Genomic DNA, 24,390 nt, shown 5'->3' on the forward strand with positions numbered 1-24,390 from the left:
GACACCCCGGCCTCAATACGAGTCCCAGATGGTCGTCGATGCCTGATTGTACTTCATGTAGGTCGAATAGAGCGATTTCGGGTCTTTGAGCAGCTGCAGGACATGCTTGAAGAACGGCGCCGCCGAAGCGCCGACCGCGTCGGAGGCGGCACCGACCGGGCCCTGCCAAGGATCCTGGTTGGCCGCCATGCTCACGCGCTTGATCTGCTTGTCTATCTCCTGGATCGAGCTGAAGATCTCGCTCTCGGCGAATTTCAGTTCGTTGCCGACCAGCCCGTAGCAATCGTCGACATTGGTGCGGCCGTGGCATTTCTTGATGGCGTTGCGGAACGGATATTCTCGCCATGGCGTATCCGGCGGCGCCGAGAACGTGCCGTTGCCGCCCATGCTGCCGGTGGTGCCCGAAAACGGCAGCTTGCCGCCCGTGGCGCGCGTCATGTCGGCGCGGCGCTTGTCCAGGGTGTTCCAGTTGACATATTCGAACACGGCGACGCGGTTGTAGTACCAGAGGTCGAGAAAGGCCGGGTAGTCGAGTTCCGCGGCCAGGATGACCCAGTCGATGATGCGTTTCTGCCGATCGCCGCTCCAGCCGGGGTTGTAGGCGGCGTTGATCGCATGCTGCAGCACCTTTTCGGCATAGGCCTTTTCCGATTGCTGGACGATGGCCGGCGAAGCGCGGACGACTTCGGCCTCGTCCTTGTCGAAGCTGATCGCGACCTTCGCGAAACGGATGCTCATCACCCAGCGGTCGCCCGGCTTCATGTGCTGGCGTCGATAGAGCCGGGCCGCCAATGTCACGCGCGTGCCGTTGGCCAGGTTCGCGGCAAGGTAGTCCCGATGAATGAGGCCGAGATCTCCGCTCGCGCGGACGAGGCCCCGGGCGAACACGCCGCCATCGCTCCGGTAGACCACATAGTGGCGCAGCTCGTGGGCGACCTTGGCGGCGAACTGGTCGAAACCGCTGTCATAGGTGGCCACGATGGTGATCGTCTGGCCGACCGGTTTGAAGCCGAGGCGGGTCTGCTCGAGGGCGCGCCGGGCGAACTCGGGTGAGGGCATGTAGTCGGTGCGATGCGGATCTTTGCCCAATTCCGTACTCCTCGCATGAGATGGACAAGGGCCGGCGGCATGCAGGCCGCAGGATCATGGTACCGCTGACCCTAGGCCGCGGCAATCGCAGGCGCTGTGCCCGGCGGCACAGACGGGGCGAGCGGAATGACGATCTGATCGGGGGAGGGGCTTGCCGCGCCGAGGCAACGGTGCCTAGGGCTCCGCGCCCATCAGATAGGCGGCGATGGCGGCGCGGTCCTCGGCACGCCTGACCCCCGGCGGGCTCATCCAGAGGCCAGGAAACATCTCGTCCGGATCCGCCAGAAACGCCTCGATCCGGGCCGCATCCCAGGTGAGGCCCTGGGCGCGCGCGGCCTTGAGCGCGGGCGAATAGTCGAAATCGGGATCGGCTCCGACCGGCCGCCCCCTGAGATTGGCAAGGTTGGGCCCGGCCATGCCGGCCTGGCCGGGCGTGCGGCTATGGCAGGCGGTGCAGGCCTCGAACAGCGCCCGCCCGCGCGCGCCGTCGTCGGACCACGCTGACAAGGCCGGGCCGAGTGCCAGCAACAGGCCGAGGCCGAGCCGGATCATGGTCAGGCGGGCGCCCGGGCCTGGATCCGCACCAGCCGGTTCTGGCCGGATTCACCGCCCCAGGCCTCGCCCGGCCGGCCGTCCATCTGGCGGACATTGGCGCCGGGCCGGTCGCTGGCAAAGCTGCTGAAGGCCTGGGTCATCGGGTCGAAGCGGACGATGGCATTGGCCGAGAAGTCGGTCAGCCAGACCTTGTCCTTGTCGTCGACATAGACCGAATAGGTGCGCGGCCGCTCGCCCGGCAGCTTCCAGGTCTGCCAGGTCCTGGCCACCGTGTCATAGGCCGAGACATTGCCCGAATTCCATTCGCTGACCCAGACGCGGTTTTGCGAGTCGGACCAGACGCGGCGGGCGCCCTGGTTGGCGGTCGGCGGCTCGACGATGCTGGCCTGGGCGGTCTCGGTATCGATGCGGGCAATGTGGTTGCCGGCGAGCGAGGCATACCAGATCTCGCCCGACGGCGTGCGGGTCATGCCATAGGCGCCCCGGCCGCGGGGCGCGTCGAACACGTCCATCCTGGCGGTCGCCGGCTCGAAGCGGCCATAGATGCCGTTCTGGCCGGTGAACCAGAGCACGCCGTTGCGGTCGAACACGGCGGTGTTGAGATTGGCATTGGCGCGCGCCGCGGGCAGCCGGAACAGGTCGACCTTCAGCGAGACCGGGTCGACGCGGGCAATGGCGTTCTGCCCGCCCTCGGTGACCCAGGCGGCGCCATCCTTGCCGGTGATGACGCCATGGGGGGCGGCGCCGTCGCCGAGGGGGATCACCTTCAGGCTGCCGTCGCGCGGGTCGAACAGGCCGAGCGTGCCGTTGCGCTGGCCGCAGACCCAGACCCGGCCGTCGCCGGCATCGGTGACGTCGCGCGAGCCCTTGATGGCGGGCACGTCGAAATAGGTGACCGTGAAGGCGTTTTCATGGGCCGCCGCCGGCCGCGTGACCAGGCGGGGGGCGGCGAGCGCGGCGATGCCAAGCTTCAGGAACGACCGGCGATGCATGGGGCGTCTCCTCGGGCAATAAGCTCGGGGAGACAGGATAGGCTATCGGCGGCGGCTGTAAATCGCCCGTCGCGCGGATCCAGGCCGGATCAGGCCGGAATGTCGGCCGTGGCCTGCAGGTGCTCGGCCGCCTCCGGGGCCAGCCGCGGGCTCGCGATGACTCGGCCGCGGCGCGCCAGCTCGCCAATGTCCGATTGCGGTTTCGGCCGCCCGAGCAGATAGCCCTGGGCCTCGTCGCAGCCTTCCAGGTGCAGCAGCGCCAGCTGGTCGGCCGTCTCCACGCCTTCGGCGAGTACGGGCACTTCCAGGCTTCGTCCGAGCGCCAGGATGGCGCGGATGATCGCCTTGGCCTGCGGGCTCGTTTCGAGTTCGGTCATGAAGGTGCGGTCGAGCTTGATCTTGTCGAAGGGGAACGAGCGCAGCGTATCGAGCGACGAATAGCCGGTGCCGAAATCGTCGATGGCGATGGTCACGCCCAGGGCCTTGATCTGGCGCAGGATGTGCAGCGCCCGGACCTTGTCGGCAATGATCGTCGTCTCGGTGATTTCCAGTTCCAGCAGGCCGGGCGAAAGCCCGGTCTCGTCCAGGACCTGGCTGACCAGGGCGACCAGGTCGACATGGCCGATCTGCACCGGCGAGAGGTTCACCGCGATCTTGTAGGGGTGCAGCCAGCGCGCCGCCTCGGTGCAGGCCGTGCGCAGGACCCATTCGCCGAGCGGCACGATGGCGCCGCATTCCTCGGCGATCGGGATGAATTCGCTCGGCGGTACCATGCCGCGCTCGGGATGCTGCCAGCGCAGCAGCACCTCGTAGCCGATGGTTTCGCCGGTCGCGACCGATTTCTGCACCTGGTAGAACAGGCTGAACTGCTTGCGTTCGATGCCGGCCCAGAGGTCCTTGGCGAGCGCCCGGCGGGTGCGGGCGGCCTCGTCCATCCGGGCCTCGTAGAAGCAGATCGTCTGGTTCAGGCCGGTCTTGGCGCGATACATGGCGAGATCGGCATTGTTGACCAGCGTCTCGCGGATGGTCGCGTCCTCGGGATAGAGCGCGACGCCGATGCTCGCGCCCGGGGCGATGTCGATCTCGCCCAGCTTGACATGGGCGAACAGGCAGGCCTCCAGCCGTTCGAGGAAGTCGACCAGCCCGGCTTGATGGGTGAAGCGTTTCACCGCGGCGAATTCGTCGCCGCCGAAGCGGGCGACGAATTCGTCGTCGCCCAGCGTTTCCGCCATGCGCTGCGACAGGATCTGCAGAACCTCGTCGCCGGCCGCATGGCCGTGAACGTCGTTGATTTCCTTGAAGCGGTTGAGATCGACCCCGATCACCGCGATCTTGTCACTGGTCTTCGAGGCGCGCTCCAGCTCGTGGTCCAGGTGATCGTTGAAATAGGCGCGGTTCGGCAGGCCGGTCAGCGCGTCGTGGCGCGCCATATGGGCGATCTTCTGTTCCGACCGCCGCCGCTCGGAAATGTCCTCGAAGGTGGAGACGAAGGAGCCGTCGGCCACCGGCCGGTGGGTGATCGCGATCGTGCGCTCGGCGCCGAGCTCCTCGACCACCACGCGGCCGTCGCGCGCGGCGATCAGCGCGCGATGGCGCTGATGCATACGCTCGGCTTCGATCGGGCTGCCGCCGGAAGCCGTGGCGATGTGCTTGAACAGATCGTGGAACGAGGTGCCGACCGGCACCGCGTCGGCGGCCAGGTCGAAGATCTCGTTGAGCCGCCGGTTGGCCAACACCAGCCGGCCGGCCGGATCGAACAGGCCGAGCCCCTGGCTCATATGCGACAGGGCCAGGTCGAGCGTCCGGCTGACCTCGCGGATCCGGTCGGCATCGGCCTTCTGCCGCGTGCAGTCGCGGGTGATCTTGGCGAAGCCGACGAACTCGCCGTCGTCGTCATGGATCGCGTCGATCACCACATGCGCCCAGAAGCCGGTGCCGTCCTTGCGGAAGCGCCAGCCTTCGGCCTCGTAGCGGCCTTCGGCGAGCGCCGTCGCCAGCGCCTTTTCCGGCGCGCCCGCGGCGCGATCGGCCTGGCTGTAGAAGCACGAGAAATGCTGGCCGACGATCTCCGCCGCCGAATAACCCTTGGCCCGTTCGGCGCCGGCATTCCAATTGGCGACGCAGCCGCCACGGTCGAGCATGTAGATGGCGTAGTCGGAAACACCGTTGACCAGCAGGCTGAAACGCCGCTCGCTGGCATGGCGCTCGGCCAGGGCGTGGCGTGCGATCAAGGCCACCACCAGCGCGCCGCCGATGATGCCGATCGCCGCGAGCGCGACGGCATAGGCCATGGTCTGAGGATCGAGGGCCGAGCCGGAAATCGCCCGTGCCGGGTCGGGCACGACGGTGACCGCGCCCATGGCGGTGAAATGCAGGGAGCAGATGGCCAGCGTCAGCAGCAGCGTCGCGGCGAGATCGCCGGTGGCGCCGCGATGATGGCGCGCGACCATGAAGGCCAGCGCCGCGAGCCCGGCGCCGAGCAGGATCGATGCGGCCACCAGGTCGCCGGCCCAGGTGATCTGCCCGGGCAATTGCATGGCCCACATGCCGAGATAGTGCATGCCGGCGACGCCGCCGCCGACCAATGCGCCGCCGACGGCCCCGGACCAGCGCGCTTTCCAGGTCAGCGCGACCGCTAGGCCCGTCGCGGTCAAGGCTATCGCCACCGCCAGCGACAGGATCGTCAGCTCGATGTCGTATCCGACGACGACGCCGGCATCATAGGCCAGCATCGCGACGAAATGAGTGGACCAAATACCAAAGCCGGCGGCGGCTCCGGCAATCATGATCCAGCCCCAGCGCTGTCCGTTTCTGGCGTCGTGCGCTTGTCGTCCAATAGCAACGAAAGAATAACTTGAAATAAAGCATATTATAGCGGCGAGGGCGACAAGCCACCAGTTGTGTTCAAAAGCCAGGCACGTCAGCACGCGAAACATTGCCGCCCCCATTCAATGTTTTTTCCCTAAGGGCGTTTCCCTAAGGATCTGTGTCTTTCAATCGTCATTAGTTGGCAATCCGACGGAATCCGGCGCTATACGGGTGCGTTTCGCGAAATGCACGCGGCGGGTGCAGAATGTTCTATGGGATGTCCGATATCTTCTGCGGCGCGGCCGTGCGTGGTCGGCGACATTGACACGAGGCGCGTCCTGACTAGGGTGCGCCCTCCCTTTCCTGAAACCCCGTAGGACAGCGCCATGCGTGCCGACATCGTCGCCACCGCCGAGGCCATCAAGGAGTCGGTCGGACTCCTGAGGAGGCATCTTTGACTGGGGTGCCTCCCAGAAGCGCCTTGCCGAACTGAACGCGCTCGCCGAGAGCAATGATCTCTGGAACGATCCGGAGAAGGCCCAGAAGGTGATGCAGGAGCGCACCGCGCTCGACAGCCGCATGAGCGCGCTGACCGAGATCAATCGCGAGCTGTCGGACAACCTGGAACTGGCCGAAATGGCCGAGGCCGAAGGCGACACGGCGACCTTGGACGAGGCCGCCAAGGCGCTGGCCGAGGCTCGCGCCAGGGCGCAGCGGCTGCAGCTGGAAGCCCTGCTTTCGGGCGAGGCCGACGCCAACGACACCTATCTGGAAGTCCATGCCGGTGCCGGCGGCACCGAAAGCCAGGACTGGGCCCTGATCCTGATGCGCATGTATACGCGCTGGGCCGAGCGGCGCGGTTTCAAGGTCGAGGTGCTGGAAGAGAGCCAGGGCGAAGAGGCGGGCATCAAATCCGCCACCTTGCTGATCAAGGGCCACAATGCCTATGGCTGGCTGAAAACCGAGGCCGGCGTGCATCGCTTGGTGCGCATTTCGCCGTTCGATTCGAATGCGCGGCGTCACACCTCGTTCGCTTCCGCCACGGTCTATCCCGTGGTCGACGACAAGATCGACATCAAGATCAACGAAAGCGACGTTCGCGTCGACACCATGCGCTCCGGCGGCGCCGGCGGCCAGCACGTCAACAAGACCGAATCGGCCGTTCGCCTCGTCCATAATCCGACCGGCGTCATGGTGGTCAGCGAAGGCTCGCGCTCCCAGCACGCCAACCGGGCGGTGGCCTGGCAGATGCTGCGTGCCAAGCTCTATGAGCGTGAGTTGAAGATCCGCGAGGAGGCGGCGGCAGCCGACTTCGCCGCCAAGACCGATATCGGCTGGGGTCACCAGATCCGCTCCTACGTCCTGCAGCCCTATCAGCTGGTCAAGGACCTGCGGACCGGCAAGACTTCGGGCGTCCCGTCCGATGTGCTGGACGGCGATCTCGACGGCTTCATGGAGGCGACGCTGGCCATGCGTGCCTATGGCACCAAGGCGGGCGATACCGACGACGTCGAATAGGAGCGCGCGGCCCTGCCGGTCAAGGCAGGGCCCATGCCGGACGGCCGCGCCCACGTCCGGTGTCGCGTCCAGGGAGATGCCCGGTCTCGTGCGAAAGCCGGATCGAGCGGTTTGTGTCCCCATTGGCCGGCAGACACCCATACGGGATTACACAAACAAACAAGGCCGCCCTTGGGGCGGCCTTTGTCTTGTTCGGGACCGGCTCGGTCACTCGGCGCTGGCGAGCCGCATGCCGGCCCGCAGAAACCGCAGCGGGTCGACCGCTTCGCCGTTGATCCGGGTTTCATAATGCAGATGCGGGCCGGTCGAGCGGCCGGTCGAGCCGACCCGGCCGACCCGGTGGCCGGCACGCACCATGTCGCCGACCGCGACGTCGATCCGTGACAGGTGAGCATAACGGGTCGCGATGCCATTGCCGTGGTCGACCTCGACCATCAGGCCATAGCCGCCCATGGTGCCGGCATGGGTCACCTTGCCGCCGGCGGTGGCGCGCGCGGCTTCGCCGGTTGCCGCGCGGAAGTCGATGCCGGAATGCATCGCCCAGGTGCGCAGGAACGGGTCGAGGCGCGGCCCGAAGCCCGAGGACTGCTCGAGATCGCCGGCATGCGGCCGGCCGAGCGGAATGGCGGCGGCCAGCCGGCTCAGCTGGTCCTGGTCGCGGATGACCGCCTGCAACCGGAACACCTGGCGCTCGAAGGGGGATGCTTCCGCGCGCGGCTCGGGAATCGGCAGGAACGGGCCGCCGGTGCCGCCGCGCGCCGGCGTCGCCGCCTGCGCCAGCCTCATATGGTCGAGCCCGAGGTCGGTGAGGACGGCGCGGATTCGCCGGGCCTGACGCTCGGCGCGGGTCTCCAGCGTCTGCAATTCGGTCTGCTGGGCGAGCTCGACCTGGTCGAGCGACCGTTCGACGCGGGCGATGATCGCGGCCTTGGGGGCGGCGTCGGCGGCCAGGGACGCCAGCCGGAAGCCCGGCGCTTCGGCGGCGGCGCGGGCCGGCAGCGCGCGGGATTCGAGCCGAGACTGGCGTTCGGGCGGCGGCGCCAGACGCAAGGTATCACCCACCGGCAGCGGCCGGGCCTCGGGGAGGGGGGCTGGCGAGGCGGCCGCCGGCCCGGTCTGTCCCGGCGACCGGCCGCGCAGCGACCCGGCAGCTTCCGCCATCGAGGTGACGATCGACTGGCGGCTTTCCAGGATCGCCTGGCGGCGGGCGATCTGGTCGACCCGCCGCTCGACCTCGCTCTGATCGACCATCTGGCGACTGGTGAGACGGTCGAGCTGGGTGCGCAAATCGCGGATGCGATCCTCATAGGCATATTGCATGGCCGCCTGGCGGTTCATCAGTCCGCCCAGGATATCGTCCTTGAACACCAGGTAGCTGGTCACCGCGGCGCCCCAGACGCCCAGGGCAAGGGTCAGCCCGGCCAGCGACCCGCAGGTGAGATAGGACAGCGATGTCATCCTGAGACCGGCGCCGCCGCGCCAGGCGAAGGTGACCGCACCCTTGGGCACCTGGGCCCGCTGGTTCGCTTCCTGAGCGAGTTGCGCGCGATTGAAGTGGTTGCCTTTAAGCGACATCGGCGAACGATTCCGTACGCGAACGAGACAACGCATTACCGCCGATTAGGGTTAACGAAATGTGGTGAAGGGCGAATGGCGAGTGGCAAATGGGGGGCGCCCCGCCCAGCAGCACCGCGCCAACCCTCGCCCACGCCTTCGTGGGAGAGGGGGCCGCGGCAGAAGCAATTGCTTCTGCCTGACGGCAGCGGCCGGGTGAGGGTGGGCGCGTCCCCGCCATCAGTGCATTCCGGCTCGAATAAAAGGACCGGCCCCCTTCAAACCCTCATCCGGCGCCTCATCGCATCGAGCGAACGCGAGATGCGTTCGCACTCGCTATGCGGCGCAATCCTCTCCCGAGAAGGCGCGGGAGAGGATTGACGCGCACCGAGCGTCTCGCTTCGTCCCTATTCGCTATTCGCTATTCGCTATTCGCTATTCGCTATTCGCCACTCGCCATTCGCGCGCTCACAGCGCCTTGACCGCCGCCAGCACCTCCTCGGCGTGATCCTTGACGCGCACCTTCGGCCAGATCCGGGCGATCCTGCCGTCGGCGCCGATCAGGAAGGTCGAGCGTTCGATTCCCATATAGGTCCGGCCATACATGGATTTCTCGGCCCAGACGCCATAGGCGCCGAGCGTGTCCAGGCTCTCGTCGGTCGCCAGTTGCACGCCGAGCTCATATTTCTTCTGGAACCGGTCGATCGCCTTCAGCGGGTCGCGCGAAATGCCGATCACGGTTGCTCCGGCCTGGTCGAAATCCGGCTTCAGCCGGGTAAAATCCTGCGCCTCGAGCGTGCAGGCCTGGGTATCGGCCTTCGGATAGAAATAGACGACGACCTTCCGGCCGCGGAGTGCGGAGAGCTTCACCGTGCCGCCGCGATCGGCGGGCAGCGAGAAGTCCGGGGCGAGGTCGCCGGTCGACAGGGCCATGATGCCTTCCTTTTGTCAGGTTTGTAGAGGAGTGTGACCACGGTTGTCTGGCGCCCGATCCGGGGCCCGACAGGGGAATCCCACGTATTGCCCGTGGATTTCGCCGATGGTCGGCGAGGAGAGGGTGGGCCAAGTTTTACTGGTCCGCCCTCGTGATTCGTGACCAACGTTCGGTTAACAGAGCACGGGCAGAATGAATCATCCGGCGCGATCGCGCCACAACGAGCCACGGGCCTCGAGGGTCGCTGAGGTGGGGGACGAGACGGAATGGAGATTGGTGCCGACCAGGGCCGCGTTTGCGCGTCCGGGCCCGTTCGAACGGGCCGGTTTGTCGCATTGTGGTCCAATCGGCGTGTTCCGCCGTTCCTGTCGCGCTGGCTGAGCCGGCGCTGGTCGACCCGTAGGCGTATCGTGGTCGGTCTCCTGGCCGCGGTTTTCCTGGCGCTCGCCACGCCCTGCGCCTTCCTCGCCTGGCAGATCCATCGCGGCGGCGGCGTCGCGCTAGACATGCTGACACCCTGGATCGCCCATTCACTGTCGAATCAGCTCGGCGACGGCCGCTCGGTGATGATCGGCTCGGCCGTCGCCGCGCGCGACGCGTCCGGCAGGGTCGAGGTCGAGGCGCAGGACGTCACCATTCTCGATGCCGACGGCCGGCGCATCATTTCCATGCCGCGGGTGGCGCTCGGCCTCGACGGCATGCCGATGTTCGGCCGTCCCTCGGTCCGCCGCATCGACCTGGTCGGGGCTTCGGTCGCACTCAAGGTCGGCGAGGACGGCCAGATCGCCTTCGCCGCCGGCGAGTTCCGCGCCGGGCCGGCCGCCGCCCGGCCGCGTCCGGAAGCTGACAGCGGTCAGGCACCCCAGTCCGAACTGACCTCGAACCTGCCGGAGCCGGAAATGTCGCCGTTCCGGCGGCTGGGCATCTGGCTCGACCTGATCGAGAAATCCGGCCTCGACGGCCACCGCCTCGTCGGCATCGGATTGCGGGCCGGCACGCTCATCGTCGACGATGTCCGTTCCGGCAAGCGCTTCGTCTTCGGCGGCATCGATTTCGACCTCACCGCGCCGCGCGACGGTGGCCTGACCCTGGGTGTCGGTGCATCGGGTTCGGGTGCACGCTGGACGTCGACCGCCTTGATCTCGCCGCGCGACGCCGAGGGGCGGCGCAAGATCGACCTGGTGATGGCCGGGCTGTCGCCGCGCGATCTCAGCCTGGCGGTGCAGCATCCCGAGATGTTCCATGCCGACACGCCGATTTCGGGCTCGCTCAGCGCCATGCTCGACGCATCGGGCGATCCTTCGGGCTTCTCCGGACGTGTCGTGCTCGGCACCGGAACGGTCGGCGACCTCAACAATCCGGAGATGCGCATCGGCATCGACCATGCCACGGCGCAGGTGCGCTGGCAGGCCGGCATGCGCGGCCTCAATGTCGAGCGCGTCCAGATCGTCGCCGGGCAGAACCGCGGCGAACTGAACGGCACGGTCTGGGCGCCGGCCCATCCGGGCGAGCCGTTGGTCGTCGAGATCGCCAGGGCGACCACGGTCGCCTCGCTGCTCAATCCGCATGAGCCGCCGGTGCCCATCGGCCTGACCGACTCGCGTTTCGTCTACCAGCCGGAGAGCCGCGTCCTCAGCATCGAGCGACTGAACGTCGATCAAGGCGCCGAGACGGTCGCGACCATCACCGGCCAGGCGACGCTGACCAGCGCGGCGCCGGCCGTGTCGCTCCGGGTCAATGCCGGCAAGATGCCGCTGGCGCAGGCGCTCAAGCTCTGGCCACGGATCACCAACCCCTATGTCCGCGACTGGGTCGTCGACAACATGACCGGCGGTACGGCCGAGGACACCACGGTGCGTGTCGAGATCGCCGAGGGGCAGCTCGCCACCATGCCGGTCCTGCTCGAGCCCGACGCCCTGCTGGTCCAGTCGAAACTGCGCGGCACGTCGCTGAGGGTCCTGCCCAACCTGACTCCGCTGCGGGACGCCGATGTCGACGTGCTGGTCGACGGCCAGGCGACGCGGCTCTCGGTGCTGCGCGGCACGGTGGAGCCGGCGCCCGGCAAACGGTTGGCGCTCAGCCAGGGCAGCTTCGTGATCGCCGAGCATCGGGTGGCCGATCCGCTGTCGGCGGCCCGTTTCCGCCTGGAGGGGTCGGCGGAAGCGGCTTTCGCCCTGCTCGGCCAGGAGGCGTTCAAGGGCGCTGCGACCGGGCCGGCCTTGCCGAGCGGTCCGGTGCGCGGCACCGTGGTGGCCAATGTCACGGTCAACGTGCCGATCACCGACAAGCTCAAGCCAAGCCAGATCGACTACCGGGTCGAGGCGGATTTTTCCGCCTTCTCGGGCGACAAGGCCTTTGGCGACATGCGCGTCGACAATGCCAGCTTCAAGGTGGTCACCACGCCGCGCGACTTTCTGATGCGCGGCGAGGGCCGGCTCGGCGGCGCGCAGGCCAGCTTCGAATATCGCAAGCCCCGGCCCGACGCCAAACCCGTGATCCGCCTGACCGCGACGCTCGACGATGCCGGCCGGTCCCGGCTCGGCCTCAATATCGGTGGCCGCGTGGTCGGGCCGACGCCGCTCAAGGTGACCACCGAGGGGGACGATTCCGGCCGCTACACGGTCGAGGCCGATCTGACCCAGGCCGCGCTCGCCGAGCTCCTGCCGGGCTGGACCAAACCCAGGGGGCAAGCCGCCAAGGCGCGTTTCGTGGCGGTTGAGACCGATGACGGCTGGCGCCTGGAGGACATGGTGGTGGAGGGCCGCGGCGTGCTGGTGCGCGGTTCAGCCGTGCTCGACAACAGCGGCGGCCTCGTCTCCGGACTGTTCCCCGCCTATAATCTATCCGATGGCGACCGGATCAATGTCCGGGTCGAACGCGCCGGCACCGGCCACAAGGTGACGCTGCGCGGCGACATGATGGATGCGCGTCAACTGCTGCGCCAGATGACCGAGCCGCCGAAGCCCGGCGGCACGACGGGGCCCGGCCAGAGCGGCGAGCTCGAGATCGACATGAAGGCCAACGCCATCGCCGGCGGCAATGGCGAGGTGATCAGGCAGTTCGAGCTGCGCGCGGTCAAGCGCGGCTCCGATATCCGCGCGCTCGCCGCCAGTGGTCGGGTCGGCCGCAACGCGCCCTTCGCCATCGAGCTGCGCGGGCAGGGGGCGGCCCAGCGCCTGGTGGTCAGCTCGGGCGACGCCGGCGCGACACTGCGCTTCCTGGACCTCTGGGGCACGCTGCAGGGCGGCGACCTCGCATTGGTGATGACGCCGCCCCGGTCCGACGGCACCATTCGCGAAGGCAATATCGAGATCACCAATTTCGCCATTCGCGGCGACCGCGCGATATCCGGCATGGTCGCCGCCGCCGGTGAGGCGCCGGGCGCCAGCCGCAGCCAGCGGCCGAACGATGCCTTTGCGTTTTCGCGCTTGCGTGCCGGCTTCACGCGCGCCGACGGCAAGGTGACGGTGAGCGACGGCCTGCTCTGGGGCGCCGCCATCGGCGCCACGGTCGAGGGCGAATTCGATTCCGGCCGCAATCAACTCAGGCTGCGCGGCACCTATGTGCCGGCCTATGCGCTGAACAATCTCTTCGCCCGCATTCCGGTCCTCGGCTTCTTCCTGGGCGGCGCTCCGGACGAAGGGGTCATCGGCATTACCTATGAGATCGCCGGGCAGGTCAGCCAGCCGCGGCTGACCGTCAACCCGCTGTCGGCGGTCGCGCCGGGCTTCCTGCGCAAGATGTTCGAGTTCCGCGGCCGCAGCGTGGTGCGTCCCGACGAGAGCGGCACCACGCTGCGCTGATCGCCCTAGTCGAGTTCGGCGAGGCCCAGGCGCGCGAAAAATTGCGCTCGCTCGACCGGCCCGCCGATCATCAGCGGTAATGATTCAGACAAGGCCGTCGCGCGCATCTCGAAACGCGCGGCGGGCCGGGGTTCAGCGGCCGGTCGGTTCGACCGTTGCGACAAGGCGCCGTATCGCCGTCGTCAGGGAAATCGTGCCGCGCCGTCGTTCGCTGTCGTCCTGGTGCGTGAACAGGCCGTTGGCGATACCTTCGTACATGCCGAGAAGCGCCATCGCCACCGCGTCGGGCACGCCTTCGGCGCCAAGCAGCGCGGCGCGGCGCTCCGGCGGGACCCACGCCGTCGCCACTGGCCGGCCGAGGACTTCGGCAAAGGCCGATGCCACATCGCCGGCGCTCCAGTCGTCCGGCCCACCCAGCTCGACGACCCGCTTGCCCATCCATTCCTGGCAGAGCAGGGCTGCCGCCACGCGTCCGACATCGATCGTGCTCACCATCGGGATTCTCTGGGCGGGTTCGAGAAAGGTCGGCAGCACGCTGTCCGACTTCACGGCTTCCGCCACCTCGCCCCAGGTCTCGACGAAATAGCCCGACCGCAGCAAGGCGGTTGCCGGCGCGACCCCATCGAGCAGCGCTTCGAACCGGTTGAGGGTGACGATGACGCCGGTGCCGGAGCGATGCTGCGCTCCGATCGAGGACAGGACAACGGCCTTGGGCAGACGCGCCCGCCGTGCCGCTTCGGCCAGCGCCGCGCCGAGCTCCTCGGTACGCGCATGGGGATCACCGCTCAGCGGCGGCGGATTGAGCAGGAACGCGCCCGACGCGCCGCTCAGAGCGCCGGCCAGCGCGTCGGCATCCTCGATGCGCGCGACGGCCACCTGCGCGCCGAGGCTTGTCCATCTTTCCCCCTGTTCCTTGCGACGCAGGACGACACGGACGGTCTCGCCACGCTCGATCAGGGCGCGCGCGACCTCGCCGCCAGCCCGCCCGTTTGCTCCAAGCACGACATACATGATCGCCACTCCTTCGGTTCGTTCGACAAGGAAACGGATAGGCGTAGGCTGTTCATGCGTCCAATGCATGGGATATATTGTCAGTATGCGCGAAATGGATTTACGCCGGGTCGACCTCAACCTGCTGGTGGCGCTCGAGGCACTGCTGGATGAGAAGAGCGTCACGCGGGCCGCTCACCGGCTCGGCATGAGCCAACCGGCCGCGAGCCGAGCGCTCGGGCGCTTGCGCGCGCTGTTTTCCGATGCCCTGCTGGTTGATGGACCAGGTGGCTATGTCCTCAGCTCCCGCGCCGAAGAGGTGCGCCCCATGCTGCGCAGGGTGCTCGCGGATGTCGGTGAGATGCTGGAAGCGAACGTGTTCGACCCCGCGACCGCGACGGGCCGAATCCGCCTGCTGATGCCCGATCTCAACGCCGCGGCGCTGGCGCCGCATTTGCTCGCGCGCCTCGCCCGCGAGGCGCCATCCCTCGATCTCGATATTGTCGCGCCGGGCAGGCACGGCGTCGAAGCCCTGGAGCACGGTGCCGCGGACGCGATGGTGGCGCTGCTCGACGAAGCGCCGGCGGGCATTCACCGTCGCCGCCTCTATGACGAAGAACTCGTGACGCTCATGCGGGTGAATCACCCCGCGCTCGCCGGAAAGCTCACGCTCGACCGCTTTCTCGCGCTCGAGCATATCGTGGTGAGCGTCACCGGCGTCGGCCCTGCGCCGGTGGACGAGGTGCTTCAGCGGATGGGGCGAACGCGACGGGTGAGGCTGCGCGTGCCGAACTTCTTCGCGGCGGTCGAGATCGCCGCCCGCTCCGACCTGATCATGACCTTGCCGTCGAGCCTGGCACGCGCGGCCGCCACGATGAGACGCCTGGTATCGTTGCCGCCGCCGCTGGATCTCGGCACCTTTACGATGAGCCTCGCCTGGCACGCGCGCCAGCAAGACGCGCCGAGGCACATCTGGCTGCGGCGTGTCATTGTCGCGGCGGCGGCGGATACCTCGGCGGCAGGTGACGTCGGGAGCTGAGGCCGCCGCGCCGCCGCGGGACTAGCCTTGGCCCGCCAGATCGATGGCGATCTTGCCGAACACCGTATTCGCCTTCATGGCGCGGAATGCCGCGAGGCTTTCGGCGAAACCGAAGGTCGCGCCGACCACCGGCTTCATTCGCGCCTTGCCGATCGCCGCCAGCATGGCTTCGAACTCCCGCACCGAGCCGACGGTGATGCCCTGCAGGCGCACCCGCCGCATCACGGCCAGCGGCAGGTTCAGCGGCGCGATGGCGCCGGAGAGCACGCCGACGAGGGAAATGGTGCCGCCCGGGCGGACCGCGCGCAGCGCGCCTTCCAGCGTCGCCGCGCCGCCGACCTCGATGACGTGGTCGATGCCGTCGGGCGCGAGCTTGCGCGCGGCCTCGGCCCAGCGTGGATTGGCCGCATAGTTGATGATGTGGTCGGCGCCGAGGGCCCTGGCGGCTTCGCCCTTCCGGTCCGACGAGGTGGTGACGATCGCGGTCGCGCCCAGGAGCTTGGCGAATTGCAGGGCGAAGATGGCGACCCCGCCGGTGCCCTGGATCAACACGGTGTCGCCGGCCTTGACCCCGCCATGGGTGGCGAGGGCCGACCAGGCGGTCAAGCCGGCGCAGGGCAGGCTGGCCGCTTCAACCGCATTCAGGTGGTCGGGCACCCTGGCGATGCCATGGGCCGGAAAGATCACGGTCTCGGCCAGCACGCCATCGCCGCCATGGCCGCCGCGCGACGACATCAGGTTGGCCATGGTCGGCTCGCCGTCGACCCAGTCGGGGAAGAAGGCCGGCACGACCCGCGCGCCGGGCCTGAAGCCGGTGACGTCGGGCCCGACCGCGATGACGGTGCCCGCGCAGTCCGAAGCCGGCACCACCGGAAAGCTCTGGCGCGGATTGTAGACGCCCTCGACCAGCAGCAGGTCGCGCCGGTTGAGCGTCACCGCCTCGACCCGGATCGCCACTTCGCCGGGGCCCGGGGCAGGGGTTTCGCGGTCTTCGAAAGCGAGGCCGTCGAGGCCGAAGCGGTTGAGAACCAGAGCCCGCATCATCCGCGCTCGAAATCCTGGCCGGCCATGGCCCAGGCCTTGATGCCGCCGGCCAGGTGCTGGCCATAGGGCAGGCCGTGGGCCTGCGCGATTTCGCTCGCCTGCACCGAACGCACGCCGCCGGCGCACATGAACACCACCCGCTTGCCCTGCGGGTCCGGGATCTCGGCGGGATCGAAGCGCGACAGCGGCAGGTTCACCGCCTCCGGGATGCGCGCCATCAGAAGTTCGTGCGGTTCGCGGACGTCGACCAGCAGGATCTCGTCATTGGCCAGCGCCGCCGCGACATCTTCCGGGCTGAGGTCTTGGACTGGGTAGGACATGCAAACTCCTCGTGACCGGCAGGATAGCCCTCGGACCGGGCCGGGGCGAGAGGGGCAAAAGGGGGAGCGTGGCGTTGGCGGCGTCGCCCTTATCCGGTCAGTCGCCGGCGAGCACGCCGCCGGTTGCCGGTTCCCTGACCCCGGTGGTGGAGGGGAAGGTCAGCGCCAGGCCGCGCATCGAGCGCACGGCGAGGAATGCGAAGGCCTGGGCCTCGAGGAAATCGGACGACCAGCCGACCTCCTCGCCGGTCTTCACCTCGGCGCGGGCGTGATAGGCGAGCAGGCGCAGGAGCTCGGCATTGCGGGCGCCGCCGCCGCAGACGATCCACAGCACCGGCCGCTCCGGCACGAAGTCGGCGGCGCGCGCGATCGAGCGGGCGGTGAAGGTCGTCAGCGTCGCGGCGCCGTCCTCGGTCGAGACATTGCCGACGATCCGGTGGGCGAAGGCATTGCGGTCGAGCGATTTCGGCGGCGACTTGGCGAAGAACGGGTGCACCAGCAGCCAGGCGAGCAGGGCCTCGTCGCCCCGTCCCCTGGCAGCCATTACGCCGTTGTCGTCGAGCGCATGGCCGGTCCGCTCGCGCATCCAGTCGTCGATCAGCGCATTGCCGGGCCCGGTGTCGAAGGCGGTCAGTTCGTCGTTGGCGCCGATGAAGGTGACATTGGCGACGCCGCCGACATTGACCACGGCCAATGGCCGCGGCAGCGCCTTTTGCGCGGCGAGCGCCCGGTGGAACACCGGCACCAGCGGCGCGCCTTGGCCCCCGGCGGCGATATCGGCCTGGCGCAGGTCATAGACCACGGGAATGCCGAGGCGCTGGCGCAGGGCCAGGCCGTCGCCGATCTGCACGGTCATTTTCAGGTCGGGCCGGTGAATGACGGTCTGGCCGTGAAAGCCGATCACCCCGATATCGTCGCGGCTCAAGCCGTTGGCGGCCAGGAAGTTCTCCACGGCCTCGGCATGGGCGCGCGTGATCAGGTCTTCGGCCTTGGCCAGCAGCGGCGTGCGGGTCACCCGGTCCTGAAGTCTCGCCCCTTCCTTCAAGGCCTCGCGCAGCAGCGCCCGTTCGTCCTCGCTATAGCCGCGGTAGCCGGTCGGGCCGAAACCCGAAATGGTCTCGCCGTCGGTGTCGAGCAGGGCGACGTCGACGCCGTCCATCGAGGTGCCGGACATCAGGCCGATCGCGCGCAGGCTCTTGCCGGTCAAAAACCTCGTTCCGGTCAAAACGGCTCTCCCGGTCAGGACGACTCAAAGGGTGAAATCATGCGTTTCCTCTGCTACACCGGCGGCCCGCCGGGCGCGAGGCCCGGCCGGTTTCATCCTGTCTGGAAAGATCATGACCACCCCGACATCAGACTTCCTGCGCGTCCTCACCGAGCGCGGATTCATCCATCAGTCCTCCGATTTCGCCGGCCTCGATCAGCTGGCCGCCAAGGGCGATGTGGTCTGTTATGTCGGTTATGATTGCACCGCGCCGTCGCTCCATATCGGTCATCTCCTGTCGATCATGATGCTGCATTGGCTGCAGAAGACCGGCGGCGGAAAGCCGATCACCCTGATGGGCGGCGGCACGACGCGGGTCGGCGACCCCTCGGGGCGCGACGAGACGCGCAAGATCCTGACCCTCGAGGACATCGAGGCCAACAAGAACGCCATCAAGGGCGTGTTCTCGAAATTCCTGACCTTCGGCGAGGCCAAGACCGACGCGGTCATGGCCGACAACGCGGAATGGCTGACCAAGCTGAACTACATCGAGATGCTGCGCGACATCGGCCGGCATTTCTCGGTCAACCGCATGCTGAGCATGGATTCGGTCAAGCTCCGGCTCGACCGCGATCAGGAGCTCAGTTTCATCGAATTCAACTACATGATCCTGCAGGCCTACGACTTCGTCGAGCTGGCGCGGCGCTACAACTGCAACCTGCAGATGGGCGGCTCGGACCAGTGGGGCAATATCGTCACCGGCATCGATCTCGGCCGGCGCATGGGCACGCACCAGCTCTACGCCCTGACCTGTCCGCTGCTGACCACCGCGTCGGGTGCCAAGATGGGCAAGACGGCGGCCGGTGCGGTCTGGCTGAATGCCGACATGCTCTCGGCCTATGACTACTGGCAATACTGGCGCAACACCGAGGATGCCGATGTCGCGCGCTTCCTCAAGCTGTTCACCACGCTGCCGCTCGGCGAGATCGCGAAGCTCGCGGCCCTCGGCGGCGCCGAGATCAACGAGGCCAAGAAGGTGCTGGCGACCGAGGCGACCGCACTGATCCACGGCCGGCCGGCCGCAGAAACCGCAGCCGAGACGGCACGCCAGACCTTCGAGCAGGGCCAGGCCGCCGCCGACTTGCCGACCGTCACCGTGCCGGATGCCGAGCTTGCCGCCGGAATCGGCGCGCTGGCGCTGTTCGTTCGCGCCGGCCTGGTCGCGTCCAACGGCGAGGCGCGCCGCCAGGTTCAGGGCGGCGGCTTGAGGCTCAACGACGAGGCGATCACCGATCCGCAGTTGGTGGTCACCAGCGGGATGCTGAAGGACGGCGTGCTCAAGCTGTCCTTCGGTCGCAAGAAGCACGTGCTGGTCAAGGCCGGCTGACAGGGAACGCGACGCCAATGACCTTGAAGTTCTTTTTCGGCCCGAAGACCTGCGCGCTGGCCTCGCGCATCGCCCTGGAAGAAGCCGGCGCGGCCTATGAGGCGGTCCGCCTCGACATGGCCGGCGGCCAGCAGCGGACGCCGGACTATCTCGCGGTCAATCCGAAGGGCCGGGTGCCGGCGCTTGGCACCCCGAAGGGTGTGCTGACCGAGACGCCGGCGATCCTGACCTATATCGCCCAGGCCTATCCGGCCGCAAAGCTCGCGCCGTTGGACGACGCCTATGCCTTCGCCCAGATCCAGTCGTTCAACAGCTATCTGTGCTCGACCGTCCATATCAACCACGCTCACAAGATGCGTGGCTACCGCTGGGCCAGCGAGGAAAGCTCCTATGCCGACATGAAGCGCAAGGTGCCGGAGACCATGGCGGAGTGCTTCGCCCTGATCGAACGGGAGATGTTCGCCGGCCCCTGGGCGATGGGCGAGAGCTATACCATCGCCGATCCCTATCTCTTCACCATGGCGCGCTGGCTCGAAGGCGACGGCGTCGACATCGCCCGCTTCCCCCGCGTCCACGACCACACGCGGCGCATGCTGGAGCGCCCGGCGGTGCAACGGGCGATCGCCGGCGACGCGTAAGTGATTGCCGCTTCGATTCGACTGAAAAACCCGCGATCTCAAAAGGTTGCGGGTTTTTTATGACTCAAGATCTGCGCCGTGTCGAACGCGCGACAACCTTCGCCCGCGCAGGCGTGGGGGAGAGTTAGATCCGTCGACCCTCGCCCCCTCATCGCCGCGGCGCCGCCCAGCCCCTCACCACGCCATCCCGCTGCGTGAACGCTTCGATCGCAGACGCTTCGGCGAGCGTCATGTCGATATCGTCGAAACCGTTGAGCAGCTGGGTGCGCCAGACCGGGTCGATGGTGAAGTCGACCGCCAGGTTACCGGCGGTGATGCGCCTGGCCTCGAGATCGACGGTCACCGGCAGTGCCGCGGCCTCGATCAGCGCCTCGGCATCGGCTTCGCTGACGAGGGCCGGAACCACGCCGTTCTTGACGCAATTGGCGGCGAAGATGTCGCCGAAGCTCGGCGCGACCACCACCCGGAAGCCGAAATCGGCCAGCGCATAGACCGCCGCCTCGCGCGACGAGCCGCAGCCGAAATTGCGCCGCGCCACCAGTACGGTCTGGCCGGGCAGGGGCGCGGGCAGCTTCGCCTCCGCGATCAGGTCGTGCAGCAGGAAGCGGCCATAACCCTCGGGCTTGCGCGGTTCCTTCATGAAGCGCGCCGGGATCAGCTGGTCGGTGTCGATATTGGCGGCGGCCAGCCGCAGCATCGGCGCGGTCTCGGTCTTGAACGGCCTCATCGCATCCGCCTCACATCGGTGAGCCGGCCGGTGACGGCGGCGGCCGCCACCATGGCCGGCGACATCAGGTGGGTGCGCGCAGCCGGACCCTGGCGGCCCTTGAAATTGCGGTTGGTGGTCGAGGCGCAGCGCTCGCCCGGACCGACCAGGTCGCCGTTCATGCCGACGCACATCGAGCAGCCGGAGGCGACCCATTCGAGACCGGCGGCCTGGAAGATCGCGGCCAGGCCTTCCTCCTCGGCCTGGCGCTTCACCGCCGAGGAGCCGGGAGAGACCACGCCGGGCACCACCGCGCGCTTGTCGCGCAGCACCTCCGCGGCGGCGCGCAGATCCTCGATCCGGGCGTTGGTGCAGGAGCCGATGAACACCCGGTCGACGGCGATGGCGTCGATCCTCTGGCCGGCGGCCAGATCCATATAGGCCAGCGCGTCGCGGACCGCCGCGGCTTTGACGGGATCGTCGATACGCGCGGGATCCGGCACGGTCGCAGTAACAGGCAAGGCATGTTCCGGGCTGATGCCCCAGGTGACGGTCGGCGCGATCTCGGTGCCGTCGAGCACGACCTCCCGGTCGAATTCCGCATCGGCGTCGCCGGCAAGCGCCGCCCAGGCCGCCTCGGCCGCCTCCAGTGCCGCGCCTTCCGGCGCGAAGGGCCGGCCCCTGACATAGGCCGACGTCGTCGCGTCCGGCGCCACCATGCCGCAGCGTCCACCGGCCTCGATCGACATGTTGCAGAGCGTCATGCGGCCGTCCATCGTCAGCGCCCGGATCGCCGTGCCGGCATATTCGATGGCATGGCCCGCCGCGCCATCGGCGCCGATCGTGGCGATGACGGTCAGCATGATGTCCTTGGCCGAGATACCGGCGGCGGTCGTGCCGTCGACCCGGATCCGCAGCCGTTTCGGCTTCTTCTGCCACAGGGTCTGGGTCGCCAGCACATGCGCGACCTCGGAGGCGCCGATGCCGAAGGCATAGGCCCCGAAGGCGCCGTGGGTGGAGGTGTGGCTGTCGCCGCAGACGATGGTCAGCCCCGGCAGCGTCAGGCCCTGTTCGGGGCCGACGACATGGACGATGCCCTGGCGCGGATCGTCGAGCCCGAACAGCGTGATGCCATGGGCCGCGGTATTCGCAGTCAGCATGTCAACCATGCGGGAAATTGATGGGTCCGGGATCGGGCCGCCCCGGCCACGGGTCGGCACATAATGATCGGCCACCCCGAAGGTCAGGTCGGGCCGGGCCAACCTGGCGCCACGCGCGGCTACCTGACCGAATGCGTGATGGGATCCTTCGTGGACGAAATGCCGATCGATCCACAAAAGCGACAATCCGTCGTCTCGCGTGGTGACCACATGGGTATTCCAGAGCTTGTCGAAGAGGGTAAAGGGCCCCGTCACGGCGCAATACTCGCGATCAATGCTTGACCAGGAAAGATTGTATCATAGACTAGACAATACCGGGAAATTGCTACGGTGTGGTTGACGTCGATGGACTTCCAGGCGCAAACGATTGCAGAAATGTCACACTCCGCAAGGGGTTGTGGCGCACGTGGCGCTGACGGTCATCGGGGTGGCGGGACAATCATGGCAGACGCAATCGAGACCTCCAAGACGCGACGGGTCTACCTGACCCTGCGTGATCGGATTACCTCCGGCGAACTGACGCCGGGAACCCGGCTGCCGTCGGAACCGGACCTCGCCGATCTGCACGACGTCTCCCGCGTGACCATTCGCCGCGCGCTGGCCGAACTCGAGCGGGAAGGGCTGATCTCGCGCCGGCCCGGCGCCGGCACCTTCATCACCGCACGCATGATCAAGCGTCCGATCGTCGCAGACCTGTCCAATGCGCTCGCCCATCTCGTCGAGATGGGCCGCTCGACCGATGTCCGGCTGCTGCAGTTCGGCTATCTCGACCCCGCCCTCGAAATCGCCGAGGCGCTGCGTCTCGATTCCGGCGAGAAGGCCCAGCGCTCGGTACGCGTGCGCATCATCGACGGCGAACCGTTCAGCTATCTGGTCACCCATGTGCCCGCGCGCATCGGCACGACCTATACCGAGCAGGAGCTCGCGGCCCAGCCGCTGCTGACCCTGATCGAGCGCTCCGGCGTCAAGGTCGACCGCGCCACCCAGACCATCTCGGCGACCCTTGCCGGCCCCGACGTCGCCGAGGCGCTGGGCATCGACATCGGTGCGCCGCTGCTGGCGCTCACCCGCGTGGTCTATGACGTCAAGCGGCGCGGCATCGAGCACCTGGTCGCGCTCTATCGCCCGGACCGCTATTCGTTCCAGATGGATCTGGTGCGCATCGATTCCGGCGGTGACCGGCTATGGTCGCCGGTCGAGCGGTTTCGCGGCGGCAGCAATTTCAACGGCACCGCCACGGCCGACTGATCGACCGGTCGCGCGTCATCGCGCGGTCAACTGCGACTTGAATGGTTCAACGACCGGCCCTTAATGCCGGCGCTTCCAGGGTAACGGGAAAGACGGAGATGAGCGGGATGACTTCTCTCAGTGGATTGTCGCGGCGCAGCCTGATCAAGGCGGGGACGGCAGGGGCGACGCTGCTGTCGGCGCCGGGCCTTCTGCGGGCCCAGCCCGCCCCGGTGAAACTCGGCATTCTCCAGCCGGTGACCGGCAATCTCGCCCAGGACGGTGAATATGGCCGGATCGGCGCCGAGGCGGCGATCAACGAAATCAACGCGGCCGGCGGCATCAAGTCGCTCGGCGGCGCCAGGATCGAGATGGTGTTCGGCGATGCCCGCTCCAATCCGGAGGGCGGCACCCAGGAGGTCGAGCGCATGCATGCCGAGGGCGTCGCGGCGGTGGTCGGCGGCTTCGCCTCGCCGATCTGCCTGGCGGCATCGCAAGCGGCATCGCGCTACGACCTCGCCTATGTCGTCGATGTCGGTGTCTCCGACGCCATCGTCTCGCGCGGCCTGAAGAACACTTTCCGCTTCGGCCCGGGCTTCGGCACGGTGACGAAGGCGGCGATCGACAACCTGGTCAAGCTCAACGACGCCGCCGGCAAGCCGGCCAAGACCGTCGTGCTGGTCCATGAGGACGGCCTGTTCGGCACGGGCCTCGCCAAGCTGATGAACGAGCGGCTTTCGGCGCTCGGTTTCCAGATCCTTGAGACCATCGCCCATCCGACGCCGGCGCGCGACATGTCCAACGTCGCCCTGCGCATCCGGGCGCTCAACCCTGATCTGGTGATCCCCTCGAGCTATTACGGCGAATTCGTTCTGCTCGCCCGCACCATGCAGCAGCAGCGTATCCGCCCGAAAGGCATCTATGCCGTGCTCAACGGGGCAGCCTCCAATTTCCGCTTCGTCAAGGAATTCCCCGACGCGGCGGCCAATGTCATGGACTGCAATCACTGGGCCGACCCGCGCAAGCCGAAGACCGCCGAACTGCGCAAGCAGGTGGAGGCGACCGGCCGCTTCTGGCTCTACAACACGCCGCTCAACTATTCCTGTGTCCGGCTGGTGGCCGACGCCATCGAGCGGGCGGCCTCGCGCGACCGGGTCAAGATCATCGAGGCGATCACCGCCTCGACCTTCGCCGATCACATCATGCCCTATGGTCCGACCCGGTTCGAAAACGGCCAGAACATGGGGGCAGGGCCGGTCAACACCCAGGTTCAGGGGGGCGACATCAAGGTGATCTTCCCGTCCGAATTCGCCGACGCCAAGCCGGTTTTCCCGGTCACCGGCTGAGATCCGGCACGCGCGGCGTCCAGCCGCGCGCGCCACATAAGAGACGACCCTGACGCGACCTGCGCTGGCCGGATCC

19 protein-coding genes are annotated in these 24,390 nt (G+C 67.8%); 7 read left to right on the plus strand and 12 right to left on the minus strand.

The features are described 5' to 3' along the window. Window positions 1-12 precede the first annotated feature (12 nt). From AC07WJ_RS24605 to AC07WJ_RS24620, 4 genes are all read right to left on the minus strand, one after another. Window positions 13-1,089 (minus strand): hypothetical protein, encoded by a 1,077-nt coding sequence (locus AC07WJ_RS24605; RefSeq protein ID WP_494937309.1) that lies wholly within the window; start codon window positions 1,087-1,089, stop codon window positions 13-15. Between the two features lie 174 nt (window positions 1,090-1,263). Further along, window positions 1,264-1,641: a c-type cytochrome gene (locus tag AC07WJ_RS24610; RefSeq protein ID WP_494937310.1), complete on the minus strand. Its 378-nt coding sequence runs from the start codon at window positions 1,639-1,641 to the stop codon at window positions 1,264-1,266. A gap of 2 nt (window positions 1,642-1,643) precedes the next feature. Next, window positions 1,644-2,636, minus strand: coding sequence for a virginiamycin B lyase family protein (locus tag AC07WJ_RS24615; RefSeq protein ID WP_494937311.1), 993 nt, complete (start codon window positions 2,634-2,636; stop codon window positions 1,644-1,646). An 89-nt stretch (window positions 2,637-2,725) separates the two neighbouring features. After that, window positions 2,726-5,572 carry a bifunctional diguanylate cyclase/phosphodiesterase gene (locus AC07WJ_RS24620; RefSeq protein WP_494937312.1) on the minus strand — a complete coding sequence of 949 codons (2,847 nt, stop codon included), beginning with the start codon at window positions 5,570-5,572 and terminating at the stop codon, window positions 2,726-2,728. A gap of 258 nt (window positions 5,573-5,830) precedes the next feature. Between AC07WJ_RS24620 and prfB the strand changes: the two genes are divergently transcribed. Beyond that, window positions 5,831-6,962, plus strand: a protein-coding gene (prfB, locus tag AC07WJ_RS24625) for a peptide chain release factor 2 (protein ID WP_494937313.1) whose coding sequence is annotated in 2 segments (ribosomal slippage) — window positions 5,831-5,899 and window positions 5,901-6,962 — 1,131 coding nt in all. Because the reading frame shifts where the segments join, the coding sequence is not laid out codon by codon here. A 207-nt stretch (window positions 6,963-7,169) separates the two neighbouring features. Here prfB and AC07WJ_RS24630 read toward each other — a convergent pair. Further along, window positions 7,170-8,537: a M23 family metallopeptidase gene (locus tag AC07WJ_RS24630; protein ID WP_494937314.1), complete on the minus strand. Its 1,368-nt coding sequence runs from the start codon at window positions 8,535-8,537 to the stop codon at window positions 7,170-7,172. 447 nt (window positions 8,538-8,984) lie between these two features. Next, a complete protein-coding gene (locus AC07WJ_RS24635) occupies window positions 8,985-9,449 on the minus strand; it encodes a peroxiredoxin (RefSeq protein WP_494937315.1) in 465 nt (154 codons plus the stop codon). Between the two features lie 336 nt (window positions 9,450-9,785). Here AC07WJ_RS24635 and AC07WJ_RS24640 point away from each other — a divergent pair, with 336 nt between their 5' ends. Then, window positions 9,786-13,253 (plus strand): hypothetical protein, encoded by a 3,468-nt coding sequence (locus AC07WJ_RS24640; RefSeq protein ID WP_494937316.1) that lies wholly within the window; start codon window positions 9,786-9,788, stop codon window positions 13,251-13,253. A gap of 132 nt (window positions 13,254-13,385) precedes the next feature. Here AC07WJ_RS24640 and AC07WJ_RS24645 read toward each other — a convergent pair whose 3' ends face one another. Then, a complete protein-coding gene (locus AC07WJ_RS24645; protein ID WP_494937317.1) occupies window positions 13,386-14,264 on the minus strand; it encodes an NmrA family NAD(P)-binding protein in 879 nt (292 codons plus the stop codon). Between the two features lie 85 nt (window positions 14,265-14,349). Here AC07WJ_RS24645 and AC07WJ_RS24650 point away from each other — a divergent pair, with 85 nt between their 5' ends. After that, window positions 14,350-15,282 carry a LysR family transcriptional regulator gene (locus AC07WJ_RS24650; protein ID WP_494937540.1) on the plus strand — a complete coding sequence of 311 codons (933 nt, stop codon included), beginning with the start codon at window positions 14,350-14,352 and terminating at the stop codon, window positions 15,280-15,282. 21 nt (window positions 15,283-15,303) lie between these two features. Here the strand turns inward: AC07WJ_RS24650 and AC07WJ_RS24655 are convergent, their stop codons facing one another. The 3 genes from AC07WJ_RS24655 to AC07WJ_RS24665 form a co-directional block, all read right to left on the minus strand. Continuing rightward, complete coding sequence (locus AC07WJ_RS24655; protein ID WP_494937318.1) at window positions 15,304-16,326, minus strand: zinc-dependent alcohol dehydrogenase family protein; 1,023 nt, start codon at window positions 16,324-16,326, stop codon at window positions 15,304-15,306. After that, window positions 16,323-16,646, minus strand: a complete 324-nt coding sequence (locus tag AC07WJ_RS24660; protein WP_494937319.1) for a rhodanese-like domain-containing protein — start codon at window positions 16,644-16,646, stop codon at window positions 16,323-16,325. Before AC07WJ_RS24660 ends, AC07WJ_RS24655 begins: the two co-directional genes overlap by 4 nt. 97 nt (window positions 16,647-16,743) lie before the next feature. Further along, complete coding sequence (locus tag AC07WJ_RS24665) at window positions 16,744-17,871, minus strand: anhydro-N-acetylmuramic acid kinase (RefSeq protein WP_494937320.1); 1,128 nt, start codon at window positions 17,869-17,871, stop codon at window positions 16,744-16,746. Window positions 17,872-17,983: 112 nt separating this feature from the next. On the opposite strand from AC07WJ_RS24665, the gene tyrS reads away from it, so the two are divergent. Together tyrS and AC07WJ_RS24675 are read left to right on the plus strand one after the other, a co-directional pair. Then, window positions 17,984-19,237 carry a tyrosine--tRNA ligase gene (tyrS, locus tag AC07WJ_RS24670; RefSeq protein WP_494937321.1) on the plus strand — a complete coding sequence of 418 codons (1,254 nt, stop codon included), beginning with the start codon at window positions 17,984-17,986 and terminating at the stop codon, window positions 19,235-19,237. 17 nt (window positions 19,238-19,254) lie between these two features. Then, window positions 19,255-19,875, plus strand: coding sequence for a glutathione S-transferase family protein (locus AC07WJ_RS24675; RefSeq protein WP_494937322.1), 621 nt, complete (start codon window positions 19,255-19,257; stop codon window positions 19,873-19,875). Window positions 19,876-20,023: 148 nt separating this feature from the next. Here AC07WJ_RS24675 and leuD read toward each other — a convergent pair whose 3' ends face one another. Together leuD and leuC are read right to left on the minus strand one after the other, a co-directional pair. After that, window positions 20,024-20,602, minus strand: a complete 579-nt coding sequence (gene leuD, locus AC07WJ_RS24680) for a 3-isopropylmalate dehydratase small subunit (protein ID WP_494937323.1) — start codon at window positions 20,600-20,602, stop codon at window positions 20,024-20,026. Further along, window positions 20,599-21,996 (minus strand): 3-isopropylmalate dehydratase large subunit, encoded by a 1,398-nt coding sequence (gene leuC, locus AC07WJ_RS24685; RefSeq protein WP_494937324.1) that lies wholly within the window; start codon window positions 21,994-21,996, stop codon window positions 20,599-20,601. The genes leuD and leuC overlap by 4 nt, the downstream gene beginning before the upstream one ends. A gap of 186 nt (window positions 21,997-22,182) precedes the next feature. Here leuC and AC07WJ_RS24690 point away from each other — a divergent pair, with 186 nt between their 5' ends. Together AC07WJ_RS24690 and AC07WJ_RS24695 are read left to right on the plus strand one after the other, a co-directional pair. Further along, window positions 22,183-22,989 carry a GntR family transcriptional regulator gene (locus AC07WJ_RS24690; RefSeq protein WP_494937325.1) on the plus strand — a complete coding sequence of 269 codons (807 nt, stop codon included), beginning with the start codon at window positions 22,183-22,185 and terminating at the stop codon, window positions 22,987-22,989. A 107-nt stretch (window positions 22,990-23,096) separates the two neighbouring features. Next, window positions 23,097-24,314, plus strand: a complete 1,218-nt coding sequence (locus tag AC07WJ_RS24695; RefSeq protein WP_494937326.1) for an ABC transporter substrate-binding protein — start codon at window positions 23,097-23,099, stop codon at window positions 24,312-24,314. The last annotated feature ends 76 nt before the right edge of the window (window positions 24,315-24,390 follow it).

Source organism: Phreatobacter sp. GW821-FHT04C01 (assembly GCF_059420385.1).